Below are 12,137 nucleotides of genomic sequence, written 5' to 3' on the forward strand. Positions count from 1 at the left end.
CATAACTTCGCCGCTTAAATACTGTTACTCTGATAATTGCATTTATAAATGCAATGCCATACTAATCATTTTGCTGTTTAAAGGCCCGAAACCTGAGGGAATGGCATCGACCGGCCGGGGTTTTCCATAAAAAAATAAGGAACAGCTTGCACTGTTCCTTATTTTCATAATACCGGAGAGTTGCTTTTTCCGGTTGGTTAGCGGTCTTTTGTTCATTATCTTAACAACTGGAGAACTCCCTGAGGCATCTGATTTGCATGAGCCAGCATAGCCTGTGCAGCCTGCTGCAGTATGCTGTTCTTCGTGTATTCCATCATTTCCTTTGCCATGTCTACGTCGCGGATTCTGCTTTCTGCTGCAGTCAGGTTCTCTGCTGATGCACCCAGGTTGTTGATGGTGTGTTCGAGGCGGTTCTGGTAAGCTCCGAGTTTTGCACGTTCGGTCGATACCTTGTTGATTGCATTGTTAATTGCCGTAATTGCGTCATTTGCTGCTGTCTGAGAGGAAATATCAATACCGCCGATATTAATCTCTGTATTTGCCGTTAAACCTCCATCAATCGCTAAAACTATGTTTCCATCTTTGTCTTTATAAATCTTATCAGTATCATCATAAGTTGCCACTTTATTACCATTACTATCTATCAGATTTAGAGCATCATCTACTGTATATTTTCCTGCTTGGAGGCCAATATTGGTAACATTAATCTGCGCTGTTGCTTTGCCTTTTTCTATGACAACATTACTATTTACTACTGGTGCGCTGAGAGAGAAGAGGCTCTGGTCGTCTGCATCCTTAAATTCTATTTTACCATCTGCGTTAGCAGTGCCTGTAGCTACAGTCTCCCCTTCGGAATTTAAAAGTAAATAGCTGTCGTCTGAATCACTTTCTATCCTATAAGTACCGTCTTTTATCGTTGCATCGCTATCAACAGACACGGTCTCTTTTAACACACCTACCCCAAGACTAAAAGCTCTCATATCACCGATGCTTATGTCGAGGTTCTGGTCTGCATTAGCTCCTATATGCAAACGTCCTGTGAAGGTTCCGTCCAGAATCTTCTTTGTGTTGAATTCGGTGGTTGCTCCTATTCTGGACAGTTCCTGTGCAAGCTGGTCTACTTCCTTCTGCAGTGCTTCTCTGTCGTAATCGGTGTTGGTGTCGTTTGCTGCCTGCACTGCAAGCTCACGCATACGCTGCAGAATTTCATGGGTTTCATTCAGCGCGCTTTCTGCGGTCTGAATTAATGAAATACCGTCCTGAGCGTTCTTTGATGCCATGTTCAGGCCTCTGATCTGAGCTCTCATCTTTTCACTAATGGCAAGCCCTGCTGCGTCGTCCCCTGCACGGTTGATTCTGTAACCGGATGAAAGTTTTTCAATTGATTTTGCAGCATTGGAATTGTTCAGTGATAACTGACGATAGGTATTCAATGCTGAAATGTTATGATTGATAATCATTATAACAACCTCCTTGTTTTTTTGTTTCCGGCCTCCCTGCCGGAATAACGCTGGTTTTAGTTTTTAAGACTCTAAAACCGGCCGACCGATTTTTAAAGTCTCACCTTATATATCGAATAAAAGTTTATATAACTTTAGCTTTTATTTTCTTCTTCGCCATATTTTTGGTTTTCGTTCCTGTTAATCTTTATACCCTTAATTATTTCAGGATTAACAGGAATTGTGGCGGCTTCCCTGTTTTCGTTTATAATTTCTTCATAGACTTCCTTCCTGTAAACTGCCACCGTTCTCGGCGCGTTTATCCCTATACGTACCTGCTCACCCTGGATGTCTATGACCGAAATTTCTATGTCATTCCCTATAATTATCGACTGGCCTTTCTTTCTTGACAGTACAAGCATGGTTTCACTCCTTTATCGCGGCGGTTCACTTCCCCCGGTCAATATATAATATCTCACAGGAAAGGTGTCATTTTTCATTATTACCTGTTTTCCCATGTTGTTTTTCATATTGATCAGAACCGGCGCTTTAAGGTTCACCGTCATAAACCGTATGTCTTCAGGAATTGTTACAATGGCCAGCGTCAGCACATTTTCGGGATCGTTTATCTCAATTTCGGCTATTTCCTCATCGTCCACGTCCACATAATAATCTTCCTTAATATAAAACGGATCGGTTACAACAAACGCCAGATCGGGTTTATCAACACACTGGAGCCAGAAAAAAGGGCTGTCGGCCTCCTGCCTTCCCAGCAGAACAAACTTCCTGACATTCTCAAACCCTGGTATTCCAGACGGAAAATACAGGATTTCTTTCTCATCCACTTCAATAACGCCAAAATGCTTTGTGTTAAGCTGCATAGCTACTCCTCCATTTAAAAGAACCGGGGACACATAACTCCTTCACCATGCAAATCAGAGCAGGAAATCCACCAGGGTGGGCTGAATTACCTTTGCGCCTACTGCCAGCGCAGCGTTGTATACATTCATTTCGTTTGTCCAATGCATAATTGCCTCGGCCAAATCCACGTCTTCGTTTTTGCTCATCAGTTTCGTGAAGTTGATATAATCGTCGTCCAGCCTGTTGGATGTAAGCTCAAGCCTGTTCGTCCTTGCGCCCACGGCGGAAAGAACCCTTAAAATGTTTTCTATTTCAGTGTCGATATCGGCAATTACATCCCCTACCGCTTTTTCATTGCCTGACTCAAGCGCGGCAATAAGATTGTCAAAAGTGCCGATCAGACGGCTTTTTGTTCCTTCCGCAACTCCCTTGCTTCCGCCATGGAACAGATCGCATCCTACAACATTGACGTCTATGTCATCCCCTATGCCTATCTCATAAAACATCTTCTCATCATCCGAAACCTCAATCAGGAAATTGCCCTGTTCATCCAGCAGGGCTTTATCGGTTTTAAATCCCGAGAAAATATATCTTCCTGAATATGTGGTGTTTGCCAGCTGGATCATTTGCGCTTTCAGCTGTTCAATCTCGGCCTTGATCTTGGCCATGTCCTCCGGCGTTTTGGTTCCGTTGGCAGCGTCAACGGTCAGTTCCCTGGCCCGCTGCATTACGTTTTCTATTTGCATAATCGTCGTCTCGGTAATCTCCATCCATGATTCCGCGTCATCGACATTTCTTTTGTACTGCTCAATCTCAGCAACGTCGGTGCGGAGTTTCAACGCCCTGGACGCCACAATGGGATCATCGGAAGGAAGGCTTATTTTCTTCTTCGATGCCACCTGATTCTGATATTTACTGACTCTGTTCAGACTATTGCTTAAATTCGACAGCATGTTATTAATGAGCATGTTATTTGTAATACGCATAATACCACTCCCTTCACCTAATGCGGAATTTCAGCGTTACCGTTAAACTCCAAGCCTGTTTACAAGAACATCCAGTATTTCGTCATATGTCTGAATCATTTTCGCCGCTGCCTTATAAGCGTGCTGGTACCGAACCAGATTGCTCATTTCTTCATTAACCGAAACGCCCGATACCGACTCCCTTCTGTTGTCTATCTGCTGGGTTATGGCAGTCTGGTTGTTTAAATAATGCATTGCCAGCTGACCGTCAACGCCAACACATGATATTACGGTTTTTATGTAATCCTCCGGGCTTCCTTCCCTGAACATGTACGGATTATGCCGCATGTCTATCAGCGATCTCAGAACCTCGAAGTTGCCAACCTCACCGGGCGCTGACGATATGCATATGTTGTTTGTCGGGTCCTCATATATTTCACTGCTGATCGAAAAATTCTTTGCGGTGATATGCCTGTACATCTCTTCAATGTCCCCGCCGCCCAGTTTGGCGAAATCCTCGCTGCTCATCGGCTTGCCGTTCTCGTCAAACATCGTGAAAAATCTGATACCGGCGGCAGAATCCCCTTCCTTTGAATTCAGTTTGTATCCGTCAACATGGCCCATTACGTCTTCGACAACGCCGTCGCCGTTAATATCTATAAGCCCTTCATTGAATGTAAGCGCAAATGTCCGTACAAATTCATTCAACTTTCTCATATAATAAGGAATTCCTCTGAAACCACTGCTTCCGTTCAGGCCTTCGTTACCGTCCCGAACATCCAGATATCCCTTAAGTTCTCCCGATTTTACCACCAGCCTGTTCCCGTCAGCCCAGGCCACCTCATACAGGTCGGGTATATCTTCTTCGTTGAGTTTGTTTTCCCGCTGTATTGTGGTAAGGTACGAAACTTTGTTGTGGTCAACAAGGGCCTTTCCGCTTATTGTTATCACAAACCGCATGTCATCCTGCCCGTTCGGGAGTTTCCCGTAGCTTACTTCATAGGCCTCAATGTTTATCAGTCTGGCCAGCTTGTCCACAAGATACCCTCTCTGATCCCTCAGGTCATTTGCGACATTTCCGGACACTTCATAACTGTAAATCTGCTGATTCAGTTTCGCAATCTGATCGGCCAGAGAGTTTATTTCCTGTACCTTCGCGTAAATGATTTCGTTTATGTCATTCTGCATGTACTCAAAATGCGCCGCTACGCTGTTGAAATATTTTGTAAGCATAACGGCTTTTTCCTTCAGCGCCGCACGGGTTGACGGGTTTGACGGGTCGGTGGAAAGCCGCTGCAGACTGTCGTAAAATTCATTAAGGACGGTATTGAAACCACTTTCAGACGGTTCATTGTATATTACCTGCAGTTCCTCAAGTAGGGCCTGCTTTACATCCCATTCGCCGAGGTACTGGGCTTCTGTGCGGTATTTGACATCCAGATACTCGTCCCGCACCCGTTTAACTCCGATAACTTCAGAACCCGTTCCAAGCATTCCGGTACCGTTGGCCATAAGGATTGGCCTTGCCGCCCTCTGTTCCAGTACCTGACGTGAAAATCCGGGAGTGGTTATATTGCCTATGTTGTGGTTTACCGTTGCAAGCCCGCGCTGCGCGCTGTAAAGGCCTCTTGTGGCTATGTCTATTCCGAAAAAGCTTGAACCGCTCATTTTCTTTACCCCTTTTGCCTCAAGTTTTTAATTACCTTCCCACAATTCCGGTCCTGTAAATTATCGTTTCGAGCATTTCGTTTATAACGTTCACTATTTTCGTCGCGGAGTTGTATGCATATTTATATTTGATCAGGTTGCCCATTTCTTCGTCCAGCGAAACGCCCATCAGGGACTGCCGTTCGTTTTCGGCGGCATTTACAAGCACCTGCTGGCTTTCCACATACTGTCTTGATTCGTTTCCGATATTCCCCACAGTGAGAATTATCTGCTGGTAGTAGGAATCGACGCTCAAAGTCTGGTTGTAGCTTGCCATAATGCTTTCATTGCGAAGTTTTGCTATTTTCATCGCTATAACGTTGTCGCCGTTAGCGTCGGTGGAAGACGCAACAATGCTGTTCAAATCCAGCAGGGAATCGGACAACTTAATATTTCCCATTTCAAGCGGCCTGGACGGATCTATTGTTTCAAACAACGCTCCGCCCGGTTTTCCGTCCAGCGTATAACCTGACATATGGAGGCGGTTTACTTCCCGTAGTACGATATTCACCATCGCATTCAGCATTTTCTTCACATTCGAGATTATATTCATCGACTCTTCCACGGTGGCGATGCGCTTGTTCACGTCGGCGGCGGTATCGGTTCCCACTTTGGACATAAGCGAGGAATAATCGTCAGCAGTTATATTATAAACCGATCCGCCGGTGGCTTTGACAACGCTGTTCCAGCCCGCATCCGTACCTATTACCGAAACCTGAATATTATTCTTCGTCAGCGTGCTTATATAATCGTCCAGATTACCGGTGGTGCTCAGGGCTTCGGCTGAGAATACAACCAGATATCTGTTGGCTCCTTCGGCAAACGGCCCTGTTCCGGCCACGTTTGAAACCACAGTCCCAAAATCCAGCGCTCCACCGCCGGAAATATTTAAGCTTTTAACAGCGCTAATAAAATCATCTGTATTATTCCCAAAATCAATATTGCTGACAGTTCCGGCGTTAAACGTAACAAGCCTGAGGTTATATTCCAGCCCGTTACTCTTAAGTTCACTGACATATTTTTCTATGCTGTTTTGCAGATCAGCCAGGTATCCGGACGAGGCACTGGACAAATCCACAGCAAAGGTTACATCGCAGGTGGTGTTCGGAGTGCCGTTGTCATAGCTCCCCTTGGCGCCGCTGACCATTCCCCGCGCCTCCATCAGGCCTTTTATTCTGCCCATGCCCGGATCTATTTCAACCCCAAGATCTTCAATCACAGGCACAACAAAATGCGACAACGGCGCATTCTGCACGGCAACCAAATTGGTGTGGCTTGTCTTGCTTACAAGGTAATAGCCTCCCACCAGAATATCCATATATCCGTCGGGATGTTCGTAAACTTCAACCTTAATAAGATCTGAAAGCTGATCAACCAGTAAATTGCGCTGGTCATAGTAGTCATTGGGGTTATTGTTGGCCGCAATTGCCTTGGCAATTAAAACATTGAGTTCGGCAATCTGCTTTGTTATGCTGTTCACCTTCTCAATGCCCTTTATAATTTCGTTGTTTATGTCTTCCTGAAGCTTGTCTATCTGATAACCAATGTGGTTAAGATGATAAACCAGCGCTTCGGCCCTCTGCCTTACCAGTGCTCTTACCGTTAAACTTTCGGGAGACTTTGCCAGTTCCTGCCATGCATTCCAGAATTCATTCAGGATGCTTTGCAGGCCATCGGTCATCGGCTCGCCCAGAATGGATTCAAGTTCACTTATGCCGTTGTACCGCGCTTCCCAGTATCCGAGGGCATTTGCCTCCCTGCGGTAAATCCCGTCAAGGAAGGAATTGCGTATCTGGCGTATCTCCTGAACCTTCGAGCCCAGTTCAACCCAGTTGTTTACAATGTACCGGCTGTTGGCCGTCGCAAGAATGGCCTGCTGCCTTGTGTATCCCTTTGTGTTCAGGTTGGATATATTATGACCTGTTACCTCAAGAGCTTTCTGGTTATTGTGCATTCCCGTTACGGCAGTAGTTAATCCTGAGAAACCGGTTGACACTTAATTCACCTCTTAATCTTTTCTATTCTTGTCAAAAACCCGTTAAACCGGTGCTTTAAATCCAATAACTAATATCGGGCAAAACTTCTGCGGAATTTAAATGCGCTGCCCGTCAGTACTTAATATCCAGCACGCTTCCGCCGTTTATCTGCTTTTCAGCGCCCTTTCTGCCATACTGCGTGGTTTGCGGAGCTGGCTGCATGTAAAGGTTCAATGAAAAATTTATGTACTCTATCGCATTCTCCAGCAGTTTCTGGTTAGTATCATTCCGCGCCTTTAATTTTTCAATTGTTTCCCTCAGACTGTCCCTTACGCTCAAAAGCTTCTTTGCCTTATCCTCGGGCAATATTTCAGCCAAGCAGGATGCAGTGACTTCCGCGGGCTTTTTCCCAAGTTTTCTTGCAATCTGCACCACAATCTGTTCCCTTGCGCTGTTGAGCTTTTCCAGTTCCTTAACAATCTTCTGTTCCCTTATTGTGGTCTCCTCAAGAGCCTGCACATCGCCTTTTACAATAATATCGGTTTTTTTCTCAGCTTCTTCCAGAATCTGAGCGTAAAATTTATTTTCCAGTTCCAGAACCCTTATCAGGTTATCGGTCCAAACCGCGTCTATCATTTCATTTCCTCCGTACGTTTCAGGGTAAAGGTTTTATTGCCGCAAAATTCACCGCCTGTAATAAATACGTTTACCGACAAATCAACAGGATTTTGGGGATCAATCTTTTATATATTTATCGGATAAAAGCAAAAACGGGATAACAATTTTCTGTTATCCCGTTGTTTATCTTTTGTTTGGCTAAATTTTTTCCTTCAACAGAGTTTGGATCAGTTTTTCGGCAATATCCTCGGCACTTACGTAGTATTCCCCTCTTTCGATTTTCCGGGAAATTTCCTTCACTTTGTCCTCTCTGATATCGGGGATGTTCCGCAGAGCCCTCATTGCAACCTGGTACTCTTTCGCAAGCCCTGAAATGCTGAACTCGTCCTTTTTTGAAGCAACAACGTCTTTTTGCGTGAACTTTCCTGTCGGGCCCGGCTTGTTGTAGACACCGTAAATTTTGGGATTATCTCCCCAAATTTTCATTCATATCCCTCTCTCCTTGTTGTCTGCCATAGATATCGGTTTATATAAAATCCCTCTTTTGTTTTTCACTGATTGTATCGTCAATTTGATATTATAATTTTATGGTTAAAGTAATATTTCCCTTTTTATGTCTCGTTTTTATGTTTATAATACAGTCCAAACTCGTCCTTCTCAAACGGTACTCTCTCTCTCCCCAGACGCTGACGAAGGTCACCGCTTGCCTGCATCATTTCCCTTGCCAGCATCTTGGAACACTCTATGCAAAACCTTCCGCTGCGTATCCTCACACCGCATCTTTCACAGTTCAGCGCAACAGGACTGCCTTCACTGACCTCAAGACGCTCTTCCTTAAGCCAGCGGTTAATTTTACTGGGCTTTACACCGGTAGCGTTCGATACCTCCTGCATGGTTGCGCCGGGATATTCCTTTAAAAACGCCCTGACCTTTTCAAATTCCTCATCATCCTTCTTCCTGCAGTAACTGCATAAGACGGGGCCACCCATATACTGGAATATTCTATGGCATTCTTTGCAATATCTTATTTCAGGCATATCTAACACCCCCATTAATATATCGGCAAATCAGGCACGTTGCTAAAATCCTGCTGACCTACCCCGTTATGACCTGTGCCGTATTGCGACTACATACGCGTCAATATACGCAGCTCCGGCATTTTTTAATGCCTTCGCACAATGTTCAAGCGTGCTTCCTGTTGTCATTATATCGTCAACAAGAAGTATTCTCCGGCCTTTAACCAAACCAGGCTTCTTTACGGAAAAAACCCCGACAAGATTTATTAAACGCTCTCCACGTCCCAGCCTGCTTTGAGGAGGAGTGTTGATTTTTTTAACAAGAACACCTTTTAGCGCGGGCACATTCATATGATAAGAAAGCCGCGAGGCAATGAGTTCCGACTGGTTATACCCTCTTTGCCGTTTTCTTCTTGGGTGTAACGGGGTCGGTATTATTATATCATATTTCATAACAGACTTAAAGGTTTCATTTTTGAGAAAACTTTCAAGGAAAGGAAAGGATAAATCAACCAGAACCGATGCATTGTGCGGGGTTTCGCCGAATTTAAGGCGGTGAATAGCTTCTCTTACATTACCTTCGTATTCAAACGCAGAGTATACTTTGCGGATATTGCTGCCCGCAGGGAATATATGCTCGAAATTTCTCAGAAATCTTATATCCTTTTTGCATTCATCGCATATTTCGAGGGGTATGTCAAACGGCAGTATTCGGTCGCAGCATATGCATCTCGCCGGAAAAAGAAGCCTTAAAAAATACTCGGCTTTGGAAATTCTCCGGGTCTGCATGAGCACCTCCGCGGAAACATTTGTACTGTCCTCTTTGTTCCTTTTCATTGCGGCCTTGTTCATTCAAAATACCGTATCAGCCTTTCTTTCAGCCCTGTATACCTCTCCCTTTCGGTAGCGTTATTAACCATCTGCCTCAGTATTTCAATATCGCCTACGATTACTACAAGCTGCCGCGCTCTGGTTATTGCGGTGTATAAAAGGTTTCTTAACCGCAGCATCGGCGGGACGCCCGACAGCGCTACAACCACCGCGGGGAACTCACTTCCCTGGCTTTTGTGAACGGTAATCGCATATGAATGCTCCAGTTCATCCAGCATGTCGAAACTGTATTCCACAATTTTCCCGTCATCAAACAGGACAGTCAAATAATCATTTTCCGGGTCAATTTCCCGGATTATGCCCATATCTCCGTTGAATACGCCTTCACCGCTTACAACCTTTCGGTTTTTGTCCTCCATCGTCCATGGCAAATTGTAGTTATTCTTTATCTGCATTACCCTGTCATTTTCCCTGAAAACCACGCCCCTGAAGTTTTTTTCCCTCACTCCTGATTCCGGCGGGTTCAGGCACTGCTGCAACAGAGCGTTCAGGTTGTAAATCCCCGCATCACCTTTTTTCGACGGCGACAGCACCTGGATGTCTTTCATCGGGTCCAGGCCGAATTTCTCAGGAATCCGAGCCGTGCATAGCTCCAGTACGGCCTGTGCCGTTGCTTTCGGCGTGCTTCTCGGGATAAAGAAAAAATCTCCTTCGGACATACTAAATTCCGGAAAGATACCTTTGTTTATCCTGTGGGCGTTAATGACGATGGAACTTTCACCGGCCTGCCTGAAAACCGTGTTTAACCGTATGACTTTAAGGCATTCGCTTTCAATTATGTCGCCCAGTACCTTTCCCGGTCCCACCGACGGAAGCTGGTCCACGTCTCCGACCAGAATAAGCCTTGTACCGGGTTCAACCGCCTTAAGCAACGAATGCATAAGCAGAATGTCAACCATTGACATTTCGTCTATAATTATGGCATCGGCCTTTATCGGATCCCGCTCATTCTTCCTGAATTCCCTGTAGCTTTCATCCACTGAGAACTCCATCTCAAGAAGGCGGTGAATGGTTTTTGCCTCTTTGCCCGTGGCCTCGGTCATCCTTTTTGCCGCCCTCCCGGTAGGTGCCGCTAAAACAATTTCCAGGCCGCTTTTTTCAAATATCGATATAATACCCCTTATAAGCGTGGTTTTACCCGTTCCGGGGCCGCCGGTAACAACCAGTATGCTTTCCGTGGCCGAACAGCGTATTGCCTCAAGCTGTTCTGCGGTGTATTCAATACGCTGTTCTTCCTGGACTTCCTCAAGCAGCTTTTCCAGATTCAATATATTCTTTTTCGGCCCTATGCTGCTTAAAACTGCAAGTTTCCTTGCCACGCACTGCTCGGCTTTGAAAAATGGGGACAGATATACCCTGTCTTCCTCGGGCGTTTTTTCAATACAGACGCTTTCTTCAAAGATAAGGCCTGACAGGACTCTTTCCACCGCTTCGGCTGACACATCCAGAAGCCTTGAGGCATATGGTATCAGTACATCGGACGGCAGATACACATGCCCGTCCTGCACCGCTTTCGACAACGCGTACTGGATTCCGCTGGCAATTCTGAATTCGGATTCGATATCAATTCCCATCGATATTGCAACACGGTCCGCAATTTTAAATCCGATATTTATATCCTCATCGGTCAGTCGGTATGGATTGCGTTTTATTTCATTAACGGCTTCATTTCCGAACTTTTTCCATACTTTTACGGCATAAGTGGCTGAAATTCCGTATTTCTGAAGGAACATCACGATTTGCCGCATCTGTTCCCTTTCAATAAAAGCCTGTCCAATCTGTAAAGCCTTCTCTTCACTGATTCCCTTTATCTCGGACAGGCGCTGCGGTTCGAACTGCAAAATCCTTAACGTGTCCTCGCCGAACCTGTCAACAATTTTTTTCGCCGTTGTTTCGCCAATTCCCTTAATTATACCCGACGCGAGGTACTTATATATGGCATCGGTCGTCGTCGGAAGCACTCTTTCACAGGTCTCAACCTTCAGCTGTTTCCCATAGTCCTGATGTACCGTCCACGTCCCGCTTACAACAACCGTTTCGCCAATGGCAATGTCGGGCATATAACCCACCACGGTTATAAGCCTTCTCCCCGAGCGTATATCACATACGGTATACCAGTTGTCCCTATTGCAAAATATAATATCTTCCACAATTCCTTCTATTCTCTCCAAGGGAACCTCCCGGCCAGGATTCTGGTTTATTGTAAAATCCCTTTTTCTTCTGCCGTTTCTTCCTTATTATATCTCATTCTATCCCAATTATTATCATCTATCAATACCAGGCGCGGATACTCCATGCAAAGCTTTTCCACAATGGCTCTGTTCGGATCGTTTTCTTTAAGTTTTATATACAGAAATCCGTCGGTACCAAGTTTCTCGGTAACTTCATTAAGAAAAAACGAACGGATTTTCCCTTCAAGGCCTTCATCTCCCGGATAGGGGTAAAGGCACAGTTTTCCGCCCAGGCTGTTACATCCGACTTTAATCCGTGTTATTATATCGTTTACCAGGCTTATTAAACCATAAATCGCAAGTACCGATAATACTATATAGACAGCCATATTTTTCCCTGCCCATATTCTTTTCATTCTATTCTATGCATGATTTGATTTTTTGCCAACAATCATGCATAATATATTGGGCGGATTACATGTTTTTGCTAATC

General features: G+C 45.0%; 12 protein-coding genes. All 12 read right to left on the minus strand.

The window, feature by feature from the left end; genetic code table 11:
- Nucleotides 1-215 precede the first annotated feature (215 nt).
- Nucleotides 216-1,460, minus strand: coding sequence for a flagellin N-terminal helical domain-containing protein (locus CST_RS12060; protein WP_015360206.1), 1,245 nt, complete (start codon nt 1,458-1,460; stop codon nt 216-218).
- Between the two features lie 134 nt (nt 1,461-1,594).
- Entirely contained in the window at nt 1,595-1,861 is a 267-nt protein-coding gene (csrA, locus tag CST_RS12065; RefSeq protein ID WP_015360207.1) for a carbon storage regulator CsrA, read from the minus strand.
- Nucleotides 1,862-1,873: 12 nt separating this feature from the next.
- Nucleotides 1,874-2,320 carry a flagellar assembly protein FliW gene (gene fliW / locus CST_RS12070; protein ID WP_015360208.1) on the minus strand — a complete coding sequence of 149 codons (447 nt, stop codon included), beginning with the start codon at nt 2,318-2,320 and terminating at the stop codon, nt 1,874-1,876.
- Between the two features lie 54 nt (nt 2,321-2,374).
- Complete coding sequence (gene flgL, locus CST_RS12075; RefSeq protein WP_015360209.1) at nt 2,375-3,286, minus strand: flagellar hook-associated protein FlgL; 912 nt, start codon at nt 3,284-3,286, stop codon at nt 2,375-2,377.
- Nucleotides 3,287-3,328: 42 nt separating this feature from the next.
- Nucleotides 3,329-4,933 (minus strand): flagellar hook-associated protein FlgK, encoded by a 1,605-nt coding sequence (gene flgK, locus CST_RS12080; RefSeq protein ID WP_015360210.1) that lies wholly within the window; start codon nt 4,931-4,933, stop codon nt 3,329-3,331.
- Between the two features lie 31 nt (nt 4,934-4,964).
- The gene (gene flgK / locus CST_RS12085; protein ID WP_015360211.1) at nt 4,965-6,968 is read right to left on the minus strand and encodes a flagellar hook-associated protein FlgK; all 2,004 of its coding nucleotides are present in this window, start codon (nt 6,966-6,968) and stop codon (nt 4,965-4,967) included.
- A gap of 112 nt (nt 6,969-7,080) precedes the next feature.
- Entirely contained in the window at nt 7,081-7,584 is a 504-nt protein-coding gene (locus tag CST_RS12090) for a flagellar protein FlgN (RefSeq protein WP_015360212.1), read from the minus strand.
- 180 nt (nt 7,585-7,764) lie between these two features.
- Nucleotides 7,765-8,052: a flagellar biosynthesis anti-sigma factor FlgM gene (gene flgM / locus CST_RS12095; protein ID WP_015360213.1), complete on the minus strand. Its 288-nt coding sequence runs from the start codon at nt 8,050-8,052 to the stop codon at nt 7,765-7,767.
- Nucleotides 8,053-8,177: 125 nt separating this feature from the next.
- Nucleotides 8,178-8,603 carry a flagellar operon protein YvyF gene (locus tag CST_RS12100; protein ID WP_015360214.1) on the minus strand — a complete coding sequence of 142 codons (426 nt, stop codon included), beginning with the start codon at nt 8,601-8,603 and terminating at the stop codon, nt 8,178-8,180.
- A 66-nt stretch (nt 8,604-8,669) separates the two neighbouring features.
- Nucleotides 8,670-9,419, minus strand: a complete 750-nt coding sequence (locus CST_RS12105) for a ComF family protein (protein ID WP_242823559.1) — start codon at nt 9,417-9,419, stop codon at nt 8,670-8,672.
- A gap of 11 nt (nt 9,420-9,430) precedes the next feature.
- Nucleotides 9,431-11,644: an SF1B family DNA helicase RecD2 gene (gene recD2, locus CST_RS12110; RefSeq protein WP_015360216.1), complete on the minus strand. Its 2,214-nt coding sequence runs from the start codon at nt 11,642-11,644 to the stop codon at nt 9,431-9,433.
- Between the two features lie 26 nt (nt 11,645-11,670).
- Nucleotides 11,671-12,033, minus strand: a complete 363-nt coding sequence (locus tag CST_RS12115; protein ID WP_015360217.1) for a hypothetical protein — start codon at nt 12,031-12,033, stop codon at nt 11,671-11,673.
- Nucleotides 12,034-12,137: the final 104 nt, after the last annotated feature.

Source organism: Thermoclostridium stercorarium subsp. stercorarium DSM 8532, from assembly GCF_000331995.1.
Lineage (GTDB): Bacteria > Bacillota > Clostridia > DSM-8532 > DSM-8532 > Thermoclostridium > Thermoclostridium stercorarium.

Coding starts and splice junctions, on each gene's coding strand:
- CST_RS12105 (WP_242823559.1), bottom strand. CDS start 9,419: ATGAAAAGGAACAAAGAGGACAGTACAAATGTTTCCGCGGAGGTGCTC.
- CST_RS12100 (WP_015360214.1), bottom strand. CDS start 8,603: ATGCCTGAAATAAGATATTGCAAAGAATGCCATAGAATATTCCAGTAT.
- csrA (WP_015360207.1), bottom strand. CDS start 1,861: ATGCTTGTACTGTCAAGAAAGAAAGGCCAGTCGATAATTATAGGGAAT.
- flgM (WP_015360213.1), bottom strand. CDS start 8,052: ATGAAAATTTGGGGAGATAATCCCAAAATTTACGGTGTCTACAACAAG.
- CST_RS12115 (WP_015360217.1), bottom strand. CDS start 12,033: ATGGCTGTCTATATAGTATTATCGGTACTTGCGATTTATGGTTTAATA.
- flgK (WP_015360210.1), bottom strand. CDS start 4,933: ATGAGCGGTTCAAGCTTTTTCGGAATAGACATAGCCACAAGAGGCCTT.
- fliW (WP_015360208.1), bottom strand. CDS start 2,320: ATGCAGCTTAACACAAAGCATTTTGGCGTTATTGAAGTGGATGAGAAA.
- flgL (WP_015360209.1), bottom strand. CDS start 3,286: ATGCGTATTACAAATAACATGCTCATTAATAACATGCTGTCGAATTTA.
- CST_RS12060 (WP_015360206.1), bottom strand. CDS start 1,460: ATGATTATCAATCATAACATTTCAGCATTGAATACCTATCGTCAGTTA.
- CST_RS12090 (WP_015360212.1), bottom strand. CDS start 7,584: ATGATAGACGCGGTTTGGACCGATAACCTGATAAGGGTTCTGGAACTG.